This is a genomic window from Microcoleus sp. Pol10D4 (assembly GCF_036701555.1).
GTDB lineage: Bacteria > Cyanobacteriota > Cyanobacteriia > Cyanobacteriales > Microcoleaceae > Microcoleus.
Map to the genome: position 1 here is coordinate 1 of NZ_JAUBRA010000081.1, position 17,875 is coordinate 17,875.

The 17,875-nt window shown below is 45.4% G+C and carries 14 protein-coding genes and 1 tRNA gene; 9 read left to right on the forward strand and 6 right to left on the reverse strand.

The genetic code is table 11. From position 1 onward, the window contains the following. Positions 1-340: 340 nt before the first annotated feature. The 5 genes from QUA36_RS27135 to QUA36_RS27145 all read right to left on the reverse strand — a co-directional run bounded on the left by QUA36_RS27135 (position 341) and on the right by QUA36_RS27145 (position 3,144). Positions 341-1,204, reverse strand: coding sequence for an Npun_R2479 family HD domain-containing metalloprotein (locus QUA36_RS27135; RefSeq protein ID WP_333166017.1), 864 nt, complete (start codon positions 1,202-1,204; stop codon positions 341-343). Positions 1,205-1,687: 483 nt separating this feature from the next. Further along, a complete protein-coding gene (locus QUA36_RS31450) occupies positions 1,688-1,777 on the reverse strand; it encodes a zinc ribbon domain-containing protein (protein WP_445301458.1) in 90 nt (29 codons plus the stop codon). Between the two features lie 19 nt (positions 1,778-1,796). Continuing rightward, positions 1,797-2,765: an RNA-guided endonuclease TnpB family protein gene (locus QUA36_RS27140; RefSeq protein WP_333459706.1), complete on the reverse strand. Its 969-nt coding sequence runs from the start codon at positions 2,763-2,765 to the stop codon at positions 1,797-1,799. A gap of 35 nt (positions 2,766-2,800) precedes the next feature. Continuing rightward, a complete protein-coding gene (locus QUA36_RS31455; RefSeq protein WP_445300049.1) occupies positions 2,801-2,935 on the reverse strand; it encodes a Mo-dependent nitrogenase C-terminal domain-containing protein in 135 nt (44 codons plus the stop codon). Further along, positions 2,902-3,144: a hypothetical protein gene (locus QUA36_RS27145; protein WP_333166012.1), complete on the reverse strand. Its 243-nt coding sequence runs from the start codon at positions 3,142-3,144 to the stop codon at positions 2,902-2,904. The genes QUA36_RS31455 and QUA36_RS27145 overlap by 34 nt, the downstream gene beginning before the upstream one ends. A gap of 324 nt (positions 3,145-3,468) precedes the next feature. Between QUA36_RS27145 and QUA36_RS27150 the strand changes: the two genes are divergently transcribed. Beyond that, positions 3,469-4,284 (forward strand): cobyrinic acid a,c-diamide synthase, encoded by an 816-nt coding sequence (locus QUA36_RS27150; protein ID WP_333459707.1) that lies wholly within the window; start codon positions 3,469-3,471, stop codon positions 4,282-4,284. A 156-nt stretch (positions 4,285-4,440) separates the two neighbouring features. Here the strand turns inward: QUA36_RS27150 and QUA36_RS27155 are convergent, their stop codons facing one another. After that, positions 4,441-5,484, reverse strand: coding sequence for an AI-2E family transporter (locus QUA36_RS27155; RefSeq protein WP_333166008.1), 1,044 nt, complete (start codon positions 5,482-5,484; stop codon positions 4,441-4,443). A 536-nt stretch (positions 5,485-6,020) separates the two neighbouring features. Between QUA36_RS27155 and gshA the strand changes: the two genes are divergently transcribed. From gshA to QUA36_RS27195, 8 genes are all read left to right on the forward strand, one after another. Then, positions 6,021-7,172 (forward strand): glutamate--cysteine ligase, encoded by a 1,152-nt coding sequence (gshA, locus tag QUA36_RS27160; RefSeq protein WP_333166006.1) that lies wholly within the window; start codon positions 6,021-6,023, stop codon positions 7,170-7,172. A 237-nt stretch (positions 7,173-7,409) separates the two neighbouring features. After that, on the forward strand, positions 7,410-7,871 hold the full coding sequence (locus tag QUA36_RS27165; protein ID WP_333459708.1) for a tRNA (cytidine(34)-2'-O)-methyltransferase: 462 nt from the start codon (positions 7,410-7,412) through the stop codon (positions 7,869-7,871). 582 nt (positions 7,872-8,453) lie between these two features. Beyond that, positions 8,454-10,928, forward strand: a complete 2,475-nt coding sequence (locus tag QUA36_RS27170; RefSeq protein ID WP_333459709.1) for a peptidoglycan DD-metalloendopeptidase family protein — start codon at positions 8,454-8,456, stop codon at positions 10,926-10,928. Between the two features lie 138 nt (positions 10,929-11,066). Beyond that, positions 11,067-11,139: transfer RNA gene (locus QUA36_RS27175), tRNA-Met, on the forward strand. Between the two features lie 126 nt (positions 11,140-11,265). Then, entirely contained in the window at positions 11,266-11,865 is a 600-nt protein-coding gene (locus tag QUA36_RS27180; protein WP_190663488.1) for a peroxiredoxin, read from the forward strand. Between the two features lie 112 nt (positions 11,866-11,977). After that, on the forward strand, positions 11,978-12,520 hold the full coding sequence (locus tag QUA36_RS27185; RefSeq protein ID WP_333459710.1) for a redoxin domain-containing protein: 543 nt from the start codon (positions 11,978-11,980) through the stop codon (positions 12,518-12,520). A 311-nt stretch (positions 12,521-12,831) separates the two neighbouring features. Next, a complete protein-coding gene (locus QUA36_RS27190) occupies positions 12,832-16,884 on the forward strand; it encodes a hypothetical protein (protein WP_333459711.1) in 4,053 nt (1,350 codons plus the stop codon). A 122-nt stretch (positions 16,885-17,006) separates the two neighbouring features. Beyond that, complete coding sequence (locus QUA36_RS27195) at positions 17,007-17,567, forward strand: Uma2 family endonuclease (RefSeq protein ID WP_445301459.1); 561 nt, start codon at positions 17,007-17,009, stop codon at positions 17,565-17,567. Positions 17,568-17,875 lie beyond the last annotated feature (308 nt).

Here is a 17,875-nt window from a genome sequence, read left to right on the forward strand (position 1 = left end):
TTAAATGAAGGGCAATTAATAATTAAATGGGGTCGCAAAATCAAAAACAAGGGTAATGCTTGTATCACAGTTTAAATGTGCAACAGCTTATCACTCATCTACATGGGTACACAATTTTTTACTCCACCATTGAAACCTTTGTGCTTAGAGGCTTTTGAGCCTGTGTAAATATATTTGCAGGGGGAAGTTCAGATTTAAGTAAGCCGAGCTAAAAAAAAAGAATATCCAGAACCACGACTTCTTTAAGTGCTGCGGCGATATAAAAGAAGAGCATTTTACGTTTAATTAGAGCGACCTACTTATCCGAAAAAAAAGCGATCGCCGGACATCCGCCCAAACCCTAGCTAACTACAGCCACAGCAGACTCTGGAACCTGAGAATGCTCCACCCGGAACACATTGGCGCTCAGATTAGCAACAACTTGTTTCCCCTGCTGCGTCAGTTCCAAATAGCCGATCGCATCCTTCACATACCGATAAACCACATTCCAATAAAACTTCGGATAACCATCCCGCAACTCCCCCGGATTCTGATAGCCCAAAACCCGATTTTGCCCAATTTCCTCAAACTCGTAAAACAGCGCCGCAATCTTTTGCAAATATCGCGGATCACTCAACTGACCAATTAAATCAGCAGCACGAACTAAACCCGGATAATTTACAGTATCTTGATAATCTGCATCAGTAGGAACTGGGAAACGAGTCAGCTCAATATTATGCTTAACCAGCTCAGCGTCAATCAGTTTGTGACCGCCAAAACGCTCGTCAATAAACATTTTTCCGCGATCGACATGATAAGGCATCAAACTAGCATCCGTCGCCCCCGGAGGCAGCGTTAATTTCAGGGAGCCTATTCCCGTCGCATACATTCCCAAATCTGTTCTATCTTGCCGACAAACACCTTTAACATACCCGATATCGTGACATAGCAAAGCAATGTGGAAGTGCAGCCAATCTTCGCAAGAAACACCCCCTTCGCGGATGTGCTTCCCACCCAGAATTGCTTGTCCCACCAATGTCACTAAAATAGTGTGTTCGACATTATGGTAAAGAGCATCGCTATTAGCAATATTTTCTAAAGCCATACTCGCCACCCAAGCAATAATCTCGCCATAGTCAGATTTAAACCCGCCATAAGTGTGGCGGTAGCCTTCAATCAGGCGATTGACAAAAGCCTTAATCAGCAGTTCAGTTGCGTTAAACATATTCACTTTCCTGAGCCCACGTAGATTATTAAATTATTTTTATAGTTGTTGTTTTTGCTGCTACCGTTTGATGTTATTTTTGGGTTAAGCGCCACGATGGATACCCACTCCTATCGAGAGGCATCTATTGATATTATCAACAATTATGGCTTAAATTATGGCTTTCGCAACTACCAGAGCGATAGATCCCATAAATAATTGAGATCAATGGGCGATCGAGGTATGACACCCCTTAATCAGTAGTACAGGGTTAGATCTTCGCCGCATACCTCAGTCGATTTTAGATTTTAGATTTACTCCACAGATACATCTGGGAGCTGGAACTAGGAGCTAAAATTTTGGGTTGCTCACTACTGCTTTGTAAAACTTATCTAAACTTATCTAAAGCCATCTTTAGACACAATTCGGAGTTTACTTCCTACGCTGTTGGGTAGACGGCTAATCCCAAGATAAGTAGGCTATCCCCCTGGCTGCCGAGGGGTCTCAGTTTAAAATGTTGATGCTGGCGTTGAAATCACGATCTAAAGAGATGCCACAAGCAGGACAGTCAAAAGTCCGAATGCTTAGTGGCATATCTTTTTTAGTGCCACAATTAGAAACAGGTTTTAGAACTAGGGAACCCTTGGTCTACCAGGACTAAAGTTGCTCCATACATTTTGCACTTGTAATCAAGTTGGCGCTTGAATTCGTAAAATCCTAAATCGGATATTGCCCCAGCCAGTTTGTGATTCGCCATTATACCTTTTATATTCAAGTCTTCAATCTTGATGAGCTTAAAAGTTTTAGCTAAATAAGTTGTTAACTTGTGAAGGAAATCTGAGCGAATACAAGCTATTTGGGCGTGAATTCTGCTAATTTTATTGTAGGTTTTCCACTGGTTATGGGAACCTTTTACCTGCTTGGACGCTTTTCGCTGTAAAGTGGCAAGCTTGGTTTTCGCTTGGTTCAAAGGTTTTGGTGCGTCAAAGACTTGCTGGTTTGACAGGGTGGCCGCATATTTAATACCTACATTGATTCCCACGGCTGCCTGAGATTGCTCAACTGGTAGACGTTCTGCATCAACACAGAATGATACAAACCAGCGACTTCCTTTTTTTGAGATAGTGAAAGTTTGAGACACGTAACCGCATTCTAGTGGCACGCGCGGCCGAAACGTTCCCAAGGTAGGCATCTTAATTGTGTTGCCAGCACTTAGCAGAACTTTCCCCTTGGATGAATCGACCCTAAAACATTGACCGTTTCGGCGACTGGCGAATTTTGGATGACCTGCTTTCCCCAAACGATATCGACTAAACGCATCTTTCAAGTCAATTAATGCGTTTTGGTAGACTCGGCTAGACAACTGGTTCATCCAAGCAAATTCAGGCTGTTTCTTGACGTGGTTGGTGAGAACTTTTTTGACTTCGTTGAGTACCTTCGAGTCTGTAAGTTTCCCCTCGCTATACATTTGAGTCCGCAAGCTTAACCCAAAATTAAATACTACGCGCCGGAATCCTGCGTGTTTTGCCATCAAAGTCGCTTCGTTGTTATTGAGTTTAAGCGCTCGTTTAACGGCCAACATAAAACTTCCTCAAGGGCGATTAACTATGGTTAATTTTAGCGAACTATTTGGCACTTAAGTTTTGCTATTGTCGGAAACTTGTATCTGTTCTGGCTGACCCCGCCCAAAAACGAGAGCGAGCGAAAGCTTAACCCAATTAATTCCTCATACACAGGATTAAGCTTGGACATAGGCGGTAGGTGGAAAAAATGGTGTCCCAATAACTAGATATCTCTCTCACAATGACACCGTGCGGGTATAAGTTGGCACACCACTGAGTTACTGGTGGCTCTCCCACTGCAATGCTATCGAGCCACTGTCGCACTGGTTGCAGGAGACGATCGCGAAAAGTTAAGTCTTGGGACTGATTTTCCGGGAAAATACTTGTAGTCAAGTTCATGATTGATCTCAGTAATCATTACTAACAAAAACTTATGAATCACCCGACTTAATCCTCAACGAAACCCACGGTTGCTCCGGTGACGTGAAGAAGCTTTATGCGTGACACTCGTCGCCCCCAAATGTGATGCGAAGAGCTAGCATTTGTGATTTAAAATTCGCAAAAGTGTGAGACAGATCACGCCCCCTGTTCCCTACAGAATGTATATTTAGATAGATGCCAATAAAATAAGACAGAATAAGTGGCAGCCCTCCCTCGCAGCTCCCCTCTCCCATCATCTGCGATCTACTACTCTGTATACTTACTAATATAAGGTTTCAGGCAATGATTAAACAAAAATATAAATATGCCGACCTTGCTCAACTCTCCCACACAGATACCGTCTTCCAAAAACTCCCTGTAGAAGTTAAAGAGTGGGCCCAAAGCTTGCCTTGGAACCAACGGCGCTATGTCTTGTCCCTCTGCTACATATTGTGTGCATCTACTCCCGACTTGCAAGCAGAATTTTTAGATGATTATACAGCCGACGGTTTAGTCTCAAAAATGTTTGAAGATGTAGATACTCTACACCGAGTCAAAGAGTATTTAATCAGATTTCGAGTCAAAAAACAATTAAACGAATCAGATTTAAGAAGCTACATTAAACAATTTTATATCCACTCAGCTCAACAATCGCGCCGAGAAACTGACCAATATTTAGAATCTGCACTCCGCTTTGTCTTGAGTACAGAAGAACGCAATAATGTTTTTAACTACATTTTGGGCTTTGAATTTATTAAAATTGTGTTTCAAATGAGCTGGTTGCAACACGAAAGATTAGCCAGACTCCAAAAAAATCAGTCGCAGTTTATTGAAACCTATATCAAGCCTATTCAACACGCACACAGAATTAATGGTATAATTCTCCCGAAAGATGAGAGGATCTTTTTTGCCAGACGCACCTATTACGTTCAAATGCCTAATATTTCCTACAGAAGGCTCATTGAGTTAGTCATGGCAACTTTTACTACAGAAATGGTGAGTAATTGCGGATTTTCTATCAGTCGCCACTCTCAAGCTCTGCGTTTTGACTGCGATTATATTTATGATCCAGAACCAGAAGAAGAAAGATTTCCTACTGACTTGCAATTTATTCATTGACTTTACGCAGTAAGGTTTACCATACATTGCTGTTTTCTCTTTACTTTTAGTTTCGCGTTGGGTACAGGAGAGTTTTTGAAGCAGCGGACTTCTAGTCGGCAAGTTAGAATCGGATTTTGCAGCCGGATTTGATATAAAATAGGATGGCTGCATCAATTAACCTTCCGCTTGCATTTCTTCAATTTCAAACCAGCTAACTATCACTCCTGCTAGCGGAATAGCCAGAAATATGCCTAGAAACCCTGCTGCTCTCGCACCTACTAACAGTGCAAAAAACACCACTACCGGATTGAGGTTAAGGGAATTTTGCATGAGTCTCGGCTGAATAAAGTTGTCTTGAATTTGCTGCAAAACAATGCAAGCTACCAATACTTTTAAAGCTAGCCACACATTTTGAGACAATACAATAAAACACACTAAGCTAATTCCTAGCGTCGCTCCGATTCCCGGAACTAAATCAAACAATCCGATAAGAAATGCTAAAATTAAAGGAAATCTCACATCTAACAGCAGGAAAATTACAAAGCTTGCTGTTGTCAAAAATAACATTAACAGGATTTGTGCCTGAAAAAATCCTAAAAAGTTTCTCTCTATTGTTACACTTAAACGCCTGTGCAGATGTCTGGGTATAAATTTTAGAACTAACAGCCACAGCCTCTCTCCATCAAGTAACATGAAAGAAGCCACTACCATAATTAATATTAAATTCAATAAATTGGTTAAAAATACTTGTAAAAAAGCAATACTCGAAACAACTCCAGCCAAAGCTTGATTTCGCAGTTGTTCCTCAATAACTCGTAGGTTAACTTGCAGGTTTCTCGCCCGCAGGAATGCTTCGATGCGCTCGGACAGAGGCGCCAGAGCATTCACAAATTCAGTCATGCTGTCAATTAATTGCTGCCCTTGAGATAAAAGAGTGACGCCTACAGTGACGGTGAGACCGCCAAAAACTAAAATGGTGAGCAGGACAACGAAGGCGACAGCTAAACTTCGCGGTAAAAATCTCTGGAGAGTTCGCACCGGATAGTTGAGCAAAAAAGCCACGAGAGCAGCAATCGTGAAAACCGCGACTGCTGTTTCAAAGTAAGCTAAAAGTTGCAGTCCAGCCCAACCTGAAGCAAATAAAAGCAAAAACCGGACTAAGGCTAAATTGCTTAGCATATTCCAAAAATTGGGAGGGGTTTTCTCTGGCTCTTTCACAGGGATTTTTAGGGGTTAATAATAGCTCAAAAATATTGCAGAGTCCTCTTTTAGGATCGCACCCAAGATATATCAGCGGCTATCCCCCTCAAGGCAGAAAACAGATGTCGAAGGAAGAAGGAATAGGCGAGAAGGAATAGGGGAGGAGGAATAGGGAAAAGAGAAGAAGGAAGACAGGAGAAGGAAGAAGCTAGAAGAAAGAAAGGCAGTAGGCAATGCTTTCTCAGTTGTGTCTGAGCCAGGGGAGGGTTCTCTTCACCATAGGTGCGATCGTAACCAATGACGAATGAAATACGCCCGCGATCGAACAAACAGCGTTTTTGAGTCTAAAACCGCCTCGGAAACTCTTTGCGAGGGAAGTATTTGTCGTGGCAAGCCCTCAACTAGGAAACAAACGCTCAAACAAAGCGGGCGCCGAAAAACCCCGTTTCAGTGCCATTCGCGAAAAAATTCAACTCTGCCTCGTGGAAGATAGTATGAACAGGTCAATTTTTGGGATACTAGAAACTAGCACTCAACTTAGCTGAGGAATAAACGTGCTGCTATCAAAAGGCTTTGAAGTAGAAATGTATACCGGCACTCCCGAAGGTGAGGTTGTCGGTCTCTCCGATCGCATAGTTGCCGATCTAGAGGGATTTGTGCGGGAGCCTGATAGCCGCAATGTGGAGTACACGACCGCCCCGCTGTCGAGCTACGATCGCCTGCTGTGCGCCTTAGTCAAGCCGCGAGTCCGGCTGCGCGAGTATCTCAAACAATTGGGCGACTATACCTTGCTGCCGGGAAGTACCTTGTCTCTGGGGGGGAGCGATCGATTTTACAGATCCGATCCCAACAACCCCTACCACACCTACATCGAGCAAACCTACGGCACCAAAGTCGTCACTGCCAGCATTCACATCAACATCGGCATCTCCCAACCAGAAATGCTGATGCGCGCCATCCGCCTTGCCCGCGTCGAAGCACCGCTATACCTTGCCTTGAGCGCATCTTCCCCCTTCCTCGACGGCGAAGTCACGGGCTATCACTCCACTCGGTGGGGTTTGTTTCCCAAAACTCCCGCCATCGTCCCCCTGTTTGAAAGTCACAGACATTACATCCAGTGGACTGAAGAACAGCTAGAACTCGGTACTATGCAAAACGTCCGCCATTTGTGGTCTGCAGTGCGACCAAATGGCGATCGTCGCCCCTACTGTCTCAACCGCCTCGAACTGAGAATTTGCGACCTCGAAGTCAATCCTCTGGCTTTGTTAGCCATCACTGCCTTACTAGAAGCTCGCATTTGGCAGATGATGGAAGACCCCAGCTTAGACCCCTTAGAAGTCAGCACCTTACCGGCGGCCACCCGCAACCAAGACTTAGTTGCTCTCACAGACGCCAACGAAATTGCTGCATCCCGGCAAAGTTTGGATGCCGAACTTACCCACTGGCAAGACGGCAGAACTATTCTGGCACGAGATTGGATTGAGGAAATTTACCGCGAAGTGTGGCCTATAGCCAAAAAACGCGGCTTTAGTTGCTTTCTCTCGCCACTCAAAAAGATTCTCCGGGAAGGCAACACGGCCCAGCAGTGGTTGAAGCTACACGAGGGCGGTTCGGACACCCGCAGTATTATTCTGCAAGGGATTCAGGGGATGGCTCACCAAGAATGGGAGCTAGAAGACAACTTGTGCGCCCAGTTAGTTGCCTGAAGTACCCGCCGTTATAATAACGGGGGCTTTCACTAGCCCCCTGGCTATGCCTACTCAGCCAATACAAATAGCCCGAACCTCCATCTCAAAAGTTGCAGAGCGAGGCCCAAAAACGAATTAGAATATTTAATCAATAGAGCTCGACAAAGGTTATAAATAAAAGCTATAAGGTATATCTACCTGTGGGTAGTTTTATAAATTTCCCCATAGTTGTATTTTTCGCTTTTAATTAGCTTCATGCCCCAACTTGTCTTGATTCACCCGCAAATCCCCCCGAATACTGGCAATATCGCCCGCACTTGCGCTGCCACAGGCACAGAACTGCATTTAGTGGGCCCGCTGGGGTTTGAAATTAGCGATCGCTACCTGAAACGGGCCGGCTTAGATTACTGGCCCTACGTCAATCTCCAGTGCCACGAAGACTTAGCGGCTTTTCTGGCCTATCGGCAGCAGCGCGGGGGACGAGCGATCGGATTCAGCACTGGCGGGCGATGCAATTACGCGCAATTCCAATTTCAGCCCAGCGACTGGCTGATGTTTGGCTCGGAAACTGCAGGGATTCCCCAATTCGTCTTGGATGCCTGCGAAGCCACAGTTTTTATTCCGATGAGCCAGCCTGGAGTCAGGAGTTTGAACCTCTCCGTCAGCGCCGCTGTGGGTTTATTTGAGGCAAAACGACAGTTGGGCGAGCTGGGATAAACCATTATCAACACATAAATATATAGATATTTAATACCTGCAGCAGGCTGCCAAATCTTCTTTTAAATATAAGAAATTTGTATCAAAGCGGTGAAAATCTAGATAGCCGACATTAATATATTTTATTCATTCAAAAACAGATTGTTATCAGCAACACCAAATGACTGCCAAGAGGATTCAGCAAAAAAAATAAATAATTTTAGCGATTTAGGGCGTCAGCGAACACCAGCTTAGGTCAGAACACTATATCTAGTAAATATACGGTTGTAGCCTGTCCGGAAATTAGCCTAAAGTCGGATAATAGGTAAGAGTTCAGAGCCTTACGGGAATGAAGATTTTATGTATTCGTTCCAGCTATTGCAGTGTAAGGCTTTCGGGGTTAATTGCAGCAGGTTAGACCGAGAATTTAAAAATTTCTGACGGTTTGAGCTTGTCTAAATTAAAAAAGCAAGGTAATCTGGCCTAAGCATGATAGCTGTCAACAATCAGAATATTTTTGCTTGTTGATTTAAATTCAGCGTCATGCGATCCCCTTGAGTGTTTCCAAGGACAGTTAGCGCTTCTCAGTAGGAGGTCGTTTTTTTGAAACGAACATATCCCCAAATTAAGCCTGTTCAGGCTAGTGAAATCGACAGAGACGGTTCTGCGGAACCATCCAAACAGACAACGCTCAGCACAGGCAGAGTTCGCTCTCTCGCCACGATCGGGCTGGCAATATCGGTAGGTGCTTCTGGCATCCTGCTACCGAGAAATGGAGACAGCGCTCGCGCGTCTGAACTCGCACCGACATCGGAATCCACCGCTGAAGTACAGCCAGTATCGGCCAACGGGTCCGTTACGTCCGCACAAGTTGACGGTTCCAGGGCCGAACAGCCCGGATCACCTTCTGAGCCGGTGACGGTTAAGGTGCAGGAGGGGCAAAGCCTTTGGGAGCTTTCTCGGGATTATGAAGTTGAACCGTTGGTACTAGCAACTGCCAACGACATCAAACCCGATACCATACTCCAAGTTGGCCAACAGCTCAGAATTCCGACTGCGACGGAAGCCACACCACAAGAGAACGCCGGCTATAGCACATCGGCTTCGCTAGATAGCGCAGCGACGGTCAATCCCGAACAAGAGTTAAATCTGACTGGCTCCGAGCCATTGGATAATGCAGCCATGACAGCGCTGCCATCAACCGCAGCGACCCCGCTGGTCACGACGGTGCCGGAACAAAGTTTGATCGAGATCCCGAATGCAGACGGGGCGATCGACAGTTTGAAAAAACAGGAAAACCGCACCACAGAATCGGGTCGAACTATGTTCGGGTCGGAGGGGGGAGCCAATTCATCTACACCTACGGCATTTTTGCCCGAGTCAGCACCGACGCTGACCACCCCCGGATATGCAACTGGGACAACTATTCCTGACCTCGATGCCACACCTGTAATTCCCAATTCCGGGGGAGGTCAAGCAGCATCGCCCGATCGAGCATTCGAGTCAATTGAACAGTCTTTGGCAACACCCAGTTTGCCCTCGGCTGTGCTAGTCCCCCCTGCAGGAAGTACCGCCGCGCCGGCTGAGGTTCTCTACAGCGTGCGTCCGGGAGATACGGTAGATGCGATCGCCAAAGGTCACGGCGTATCGCCCAAAGATCTGATCTCCGTCAACAAGCTCGGCAACCCCAACTTTCTGAATGTCAATCAACGGCTCAAAATTCCCCCAGTTGGGTTAAAAAATCCAGGGGTGCAGGCGGCAGTCTCTTATTCTGCCTCCAACTCTACATCTGTCTGGGCGGCAAGTTCGGTTCCCGCATCTTTGAACCCCAGCTCGTCTACCTCGGAAATAGCCGGTGCTGGCGTTGCCGCTCCCGCGCCCACAGTGCCTGTTGTCTCTCCCCTGGAGAACCTGGAAGGTCTGAACAATATTTCAGCGCCGATGGTTCCCCAAATTAACAGCATTCCGCTGACTCAAGTTTCCCAAACCATTAGCGATCCACGGAAGCTGGATCTTCAAGGCGAACCAACATTTACAGGTGCAGTTGACACCAGTGCCCTGCCCTCGCCAGCCAGTGCAACTGCTACCGCCATCGCTACGGGAGAATACCCGCAGCCGATCAGCTTCGTGGCAAATACTAGCGCCCAGGGTTCAAATGCCGATCCAACTAGCGCTTTACCAGAGTCGAATTCGGAGGCTCTCCCCAATGCAGAAGCTCTCAACCCTTATTCCGAACGCTTGAGAGCAGAAGTTGTCAGGCTGCGAGAGGAATATCGTGCCTCGCGCAATTCGATCGGCGCCAATGCGGTGTCCCTGGCTCCAAATGACGGGCCCTCGGTCAACCCGTCTGAGGATATGCCAAGTGTCAATCCATATCTCTACACCCCCGACTATACTGAGGCGGTGCAGAATGAAATCAGCAGACCGCCATCGAGAGCATGGTCTGAGCAGGTTCAGAAGCAGCAGCAAGAGCGTTTAGACCCAGCTCGCGCAGCGGAACTGCAACCGATCAACCTGACGCCGACCTCTGCTGGGCAGCAGCCTATGGTAGCAACTGCTCCTTTGGGCTCTGAGGGTTACGACCTCCTAAGCAACCCGTCTTTGGGACGCATGGTTTCTCCGGAACTGCCTCCGCTTTCCAACCCTGATACTTATCTGCCTAACGGCAAACAACAGTCGGCTAACGGGTTCATTTGGCCATCTAAAGGCGTTCTTACTTCTGGCTACGGTTGGCGCTGGGGACGGATGCACAAGGGAATTGATATTGCAGGGCCGATCGGCACGCCAATTGTGGCAGCATCAGACGGGGTGGTTACCTATGCTCAGTGGAACGACGGCGGCTACGGGTATCTGGTGGAAATTACCCATCCTGACGGCACTGAGACTGTCTATGCCCACAACAGCCGAATTTTGGTGCAAAAAGGTCAGAGAGTTGCTCAAGGGGAACAGATCTCAGAAATGGGCAGCACGGGCTTCAGTACCGGGCCGCACTTGCACTTTGAAATTCATCCCGCCGGACAGGGTGCTATCAACCCAATGGCTTTACTGCCCGACGATGCGTCCAGCGCTTCTCGGTAACGACTGGTCGGAAGTTATGGGTTTTGAATGATTACCAAAACTCATAACTTTTACTGGAAGTTATTAGAAATAGTGTTGTTTGAAAACAAGACATAGCTAGCCCTACCGTGCTACGATAGTAAATCGTGAAGTAGATTTGGCTCAGTGGCGCAGTGGTTAGCGCAGGGGACTCATAAGCCCAAGGTCGCAGGTTCAAATCCCGCCTGAGCCATTATTTAATCAAAAAAACCGCGCTCTCAGTATTGAGAGCGTGTTTTTTTGGTTTTTCAAGAAGATACTTGTAGTCGTTATGAGTATGATATATTTGTAACAGTTCGTAAAAAAGGAAACAAAATCTATGACCAGTGAATGCCTCCGGGTTGGTCAAGCTGCACCTGATTTCGCAGCAACAGCCGTAGTCGATCAGGAATTCAAGACAGTTAAACTGTCCGACTATAAAGGCAAAAAGTATGTAGTCCTGTTCTTCTACCCCTTGGACTTCACCTTTGTGTGCCCGACTGAGATTACAGCATTTAGCGATCGCTTCGAGGACTTCAAGAAAATCGATACCGAAATCCTCGGCGTATCCGTTGACAGCGAATTCTCTCACCTCGCTTGGATACAAACAGACCGCAAATCAGGCGGTGTAGGCGACCTCAACTATCCCTTAGTTGCTGACCTCAAAAAAACAATTAGTTCTGACTATAACGTCCTCGACCCAGAAGCAGGCGTTGCCCTCAGAGGTCTGTTCATCATCGACAAAGAAGGCATCATCCAACACTCTACTATTAACAATCTTGCCTTCGGCCGCAACGTGGATGAAACTCTCCGTACTCTGCAAGCTATCCAACACGTCCAGTCTCACCCCGATGAAGTTTGTCCCGCCGGCTGGCAGCCCGGTGACAAGACTATGACTCCCGATCCGGTCAAGTCTAAGGTATTCTTTGCTGCAGTTTAAGCACATTATATCTGTAGGGACACGGCGCTGCCGTGTCCCTACCCACAGAGGTATTTATTTAACCGGATTTTTAATTACCAATTAGCAATTAGCAATTACCCAATTAGGAAATATGCTGACTTCTACTAATTTTAGCGGCTTGTTAAATGAGCGGTTTTTCCAAAATTTATTGCCTGTTCCGGCGAGTAATGTTCTGAACCTCGGACAGAGGACGCCAGATTTTGAATTGCCGGATATTAATAATGGCAAATTGGTGCGGCTGTCGAATTATCGGGGCGATAGACCGGTGGTTCTGGCTTTTACGCGGATTTTTACTGAAAAGCAATATTGCCCTTTCTGTTTTCCTCACATTAAAGCTTTGAATGAAAACTGGGAAAAATTTGCCGATCGCAATATAGAATTATTGATGGTTGCCAGTACCGACGATCGCCAAAGCCAAATTGTGGTTAGAGATTTAGGCTTGAAAATGCCTCTGCTTTCAGATCCAGGCTGTCAAGTTTTTCGGGCTTATCAAGTCGGTCAGGCTTTAGGTGCTCCTTTGCCTGCTCAGTTTGTTTTGGATGCAGATGGAAAACTCCTCTTCAAACATTTGTTTTCTTTCATAGACCACAATGCTAGTGTGGACACTTTGTTGAAATATAGCCTTTCTCAGTAACATGAGGTGCACGCTTGATAAGCGGGCATAGGGCATAGGGCATAGGGCATAGGGCATACCTCACCAAGATTGAGAACTGTTGTATGTCGATCATCGGTAAGGATATCGGTGCTGTGTCCTAATTTGGAGTTTTTCACCGCTGATGCACGCTGGTTTAGGCCCATCAGCGGGATTTTTTCAGCGGTTGACACTGGCTGCTACAGCTTAGTTATAAATACTTATTGTGCCAATTGCGATGGCGCAATGTTGCCCTCTTCGCTCGATATTAATCTAGGCTATAGCTTGAATGTAGCTAGTACAAGTTTAAGCCGATGTCGTCTCCCAAAGGTCGATCGAGCAAAATTGAATTGAGCGTCTTAGCGTCGCATCCTGAGTTGTTGACAGGTTTAGATGCGTGGCTGCGGCTAGGTTTACTTTCGCCCGCTGAGGTTGAGGAATTGTGCCGACAGTATTTAGTCTGCCCACTCAGAGATCCCGCTGTAGATTTTTCTGAAATTGACGATAGCCCGATCGCTCCTATTGCCGAGCCAAAAGTACCTGCCTTATCAACGCCTCAAGCAGTACCTAGCAGCAGAGAAAGCCTTGCTAGGCCAACAGAAACTACTCAAACCCCTAATTTTATCGCTCAAATTTTGCACTCGCTAATGGCAGAAATTAGCGTGGTGTGGCTGTTGTTTTTAGGAGTGTTCATGGTAGTTGTCTCCTCTGGAGTCTTAGCTGCCAGTCAGTGGGAAAGATTTCCTGCCGCCGGACAATATGGAGTTTTGTTAGCTTATACTTTAACCTTTTGGGCGATTAGCAGTTGGGCAAACAGACAGCAGAATTTGCACTTGACTGCTCAAACTTTGCAAGAAGTGACGCTGTTGCTAGTGCCAATCAATTTTTGGGCAATGGATACTTTTGGATTGTGGCGGTATCCTTGGGATTGGGCGGTAGCAATCGCAGCGGCACTTATTTTGACTTGGATAACTGCCGGGATTATCAAATATCAATATCAAAGCTGTTCAGGAAAAAACATCACTCGATCGATCGCCCTAAATCACTTGGGATTGAGTTATTTGCACTCTTGGTGGGCATTGGCCGGCTTTGCCCTCACTGCGGTTTATGTGGGTACAGTGGGAACTGCTGCTATTACAGTTTATCAAGTTCAGCAACAACGATTGCAATCTACCCAACTTGGGGGAAATACTGAAACATTCCCCGCTGCTTTCAGTTTGAGCAGAGATTTTTTGACTTACAAAAAAGCAGCTTTAGTAGCTTATTCGTTAGGAATTTTACTGGGTCGAGCGATATTTGTCAAGGATGTAAATATCGCTGAAATGGGTTTAGCTTTGGCGATTTGTGGCGTGCTTTTAGCATGGCTGGATTGGCAGCACCCCCTCGCATCTAGGACTATTGAAAACAATATATCCGACCAGCCAAATCCCAGCAATTTTTTTTACTGGCAATTAGCGGGAATGGGTTTGTTGGGTTTGGGATACCTAGTTTGTTTCCGCGACATTCCGCTACAGGCGATCGCAGTTAGCGGATTGGCTGTTTGGTTTTTTTATAACCGTTTAGTGCGGTTTTGGCAAAACTTTGATTTGCTAATGCTGGAGGCGGTGGGACTTCAGAGTATTTGGCTGTTTTGGCGAGTGCTTCCTTTAGGGATTAAAACACAATTTGTTGCATTTTTAACTCAGATTACAAACTCTCAGCAAACTCCTTGGGCTTTTTGGAGTTTTCTGCTGTTGCCTTATTTAATTTTAATGGTAAGTGTGGCGCAGTGGCTCTACCGCAAGCGAAAGTTTCAACTTGCCAGTTTTGGGGAAAACCTTGCTCTCGGTTTGGGGAGTGCTTTAACTGTTATTAGTTTTGTCAATCCGTTTTGGCGATCGCTAAATTTATTAGTCTCTACTTTAATTTTAGGTTGGATCACTTGGAAATACGTAATTCCCGACAACTCCCGGCGAGTTTCGAGGCCGGCTTCTGCGGCTGCACAACAGGGAAATCCGGCAATTTTGGTTCCCATAACTCACATTATGGGTTTTGGCGCGATCGCTTCGGCAATTGAGTTATTTTTCCCAAACCTGACACCCAATATTTGGTCAGCAATATTATTAATATTCATGGCGAGTGAATGGGGATTTTTTGTCTGGATGAAAGCGGCAAGTTTCCGAGAAAACTCTGCATTTTTTCGCTGGCATCCTGCATGGTTTCAAACTTCCTGGTATCTGGGCTTAGTATTAGCAGGATGCAGCTTTATATTGTTGCAAAATTATTTAATTGCGGGTACTGCCACTTATCGCCCTCAGTGGAGTTTGCTCTGGCTGGCGACTCCTTTGGCTTTGACTGCTGTTGCTAAATATACTGAGGCTGCTCACAAACAAGTTGCCAGTACCTTTAGTGCGATCGCCCTAATATTTGCACAATTTCTAATTTTTAGTTTTCCGGGATATCGGTTAATTGGTTTGGGTTTGGCAGCCGGATTAATGTTGGTCAATACTTACTATTTAGTCGAGATACCAGCGGCTGCGATTGGAGTGGGGTTTGGCTTGAGTTTCGTAGCTGGGGTGATTTATGAATTAGGTTTGGTGTCAGGTTGGCTTTGGGGAATTGCCGGGGCGATCGCTGTTTTGTCTCTGTGGTTGTTTCGCAGTATAATAGTTCGTTTTTTCAACCGTTTGTCTGAGTCTTCTCAATTAGCTGAAATTTACGATCGAGCTTTAGATGGGTGGGCCATCTTACTCGCAGGCTTGCTGTTAACAACTATTACTTTTTATTCCTATGAACTCTACGCAGGTAGTAGCTTAAGTTTCCTGCCCTCTGCTGAAGTTTTGGCTGCTATTTTGGTGATAATGGCTGCGATTATTTTCCGAAGTTTACGTCAGCTTTCCCCTCTGGCAATTTATGCCTTGGCTTGGAGTTTGGAGTTGTTAACAGCAGTCGGTTTGAGTTTTGTCGATCGCACGACGATTAATTTGGCAGTTGCTAATATCGCTCTCGGATTGTTTACTCAATTGTTGGGGGATTGGTGGAGGCGACGCCACCCCGATCGAACAAATTTACCTAGCATTCATTTTATACCTTTGGTTTACGGGGTATTGGGTTTAACTTTCCGATCGCACACTTTGACGAATTGGACTGGTTTAACTGTATTGGGGGCGTCTTTAATTGCGATCGGCATTGGTAGGCGTGAGCCAGAATTCAAACCTTTGGTTTATTTAGGATTAATTGGCGTTTCCGTTGCTGCTTACGAATCGCTACTATATCAACTTTTTCAAACACCAGGAGGAGCTTTTGGAGATGGCTTAATTGTCCTGGCAACTCTCGGCACAACTTTAACATATATCTATCGCATTTTATCTCCTTGGCTCAGTAATTATTTACATTTAACTAATGCAGAGTTAAAAATCTTTGCTCACCTGCACTGGGTTTTGAGCAGTTTGCTGCTGATTTGGGCTTCTGCCGATGATATTAAGTCCGGCCTCAATTTAGGATTAGTCACTGGTGCTTTATTAGTTCAATACGCTTTCTTGCAAGGGCGAAATAATCTCGATCGCCGATGGGCAGAAATTTGGATTTACTTAGGTTGTCTAGAAGCCTTTGGCATCCGGCTTTACTGGATCAATACACCTTTAGTTAAGTATATTTCCGGGCCGCTGGGGCCTTGGAAAGTTGCCCTCGCTTCTCTATTTGCCTATTTTATTTACATTTTGCCTTGGGACAACTGGGGTTGGTCAAAAAAACCTTGGCAGGTAATTGCTTCGCTGATTCCCATAGTTACTATTTTGGAAAGTCCGGCTAAGTTTTATCCGATTAGCTTGCTGATAGCTGCTACCTTCTATTTTTTCTTGGCTTGGGAAAGGGAGGAAGTCCGTTTTACCTATGTGAGTGTGGCGATAATTGACTGGATAATGCTGCGCTGGTTCTGGCAAATAGGATTGACTCAGCCAGAGTTTTATGTTACTCCTTTAGGACTTTCTTTACTTTACATTACTCACTTTGATCGCACTCTCAAATTACCAGCAGAAAAACCGCTGCGCCACACTCTGCGAATGCTGGCAACTGCGCTGATTTGCGGGATGCCTCTTTTGACTCAGCAAAGCCACGGTTTAGTGGCGGGAGCTTTTAGTTTAGTGGCGATTGCAGCGGGTTTGGCGGTGCGAGTTCGGGCGTTTTTGTTTGTGGGAACTGGAATTTTTTTAATCAATGTTTTCTATCAGTTGGTGGTTCTGATATTCGATTATCCGCTGATAAAATGGGCGATTGGTTTAGCTTTTGGGATTGTGTTTATCTGGATTGCTGCTACTTTTGAAACGCGGCGCGATCGCATTTCGGCTTTGGTGCAGCATTGGGTTGTGCAATTGCAATCGTGGGATTAGATTCGTCGATTGTAAGGCGGGCAATGCCGACCCTACTAAACGACTACTGGTCGATATAGTATAATCACATTATTAAACCTGGGTCGCAGGCAAAAACTCCACTATTCTTGTACGAAACAATGATGACAACTCAGTTAATCAAGCGGTTATTTACAGTAAAAGAATATCATCAGATGATTGAAGCTGGCATCTTGACAAAAGATGATAAAGTTGAATTAATTCGAGGAGAAATTGTTCAAATCGCCGCCGTCGGTAGAAGGCATACATCTCATGTCAAGCGTCTGACAGAGTTATTCTATATCCGCTTATTATCGAGAGTAACCATTGGAGTTCAAGATCCGGTAGAATTGGACGATCACTCGGAACCTGAACCGGATATTTCTTTACTGCGGCGGCGCGATGATTTTTACGAATCGGGACATCCTCAGTCTGAGGATATTTTACTAATTGTGGAAGTAGCGGATGCAACCGCTGAAACTGACAGAAATATCAAAATTCCTCTTTATGCCGAAGACAATATTTTAGAAGTTTGGCTGGTAGATATTAACGAACAATGTGTAGTAGTTTATCGCGAACCTTCTCCATCGGGATACCAAAATATTCAAAGATTCCAGCGAGGTCAGACTTTATCTATTCTAGCTTTTCCAGATGTAGAAATTGCTGTAGATAATGTGTTGGGATAAAAGAGCCAAAACTCATACGATTTTAGATTTTAGATTTTATAATTATCTCAAATCTATTACCTGGGAATTATTCATATATCTATTCTCTTGATCTGCGTGAATCTGCGCCAATCCCTTGTCATCTGCGACCCGAAAATTTCTCTTTTTTTAACCGCAGATACAGGCAGATAAACACAGATTAACGCAGATTAATTATATCAATTCCGGTTGCTGTGTCCGTGATTGTTGACGGAATTTTACGCCCGACGATGCTACCGGATTTGATATTATATAAGGATTTGGAGCTTGCCTAAAGTTGCTTTTTTTTA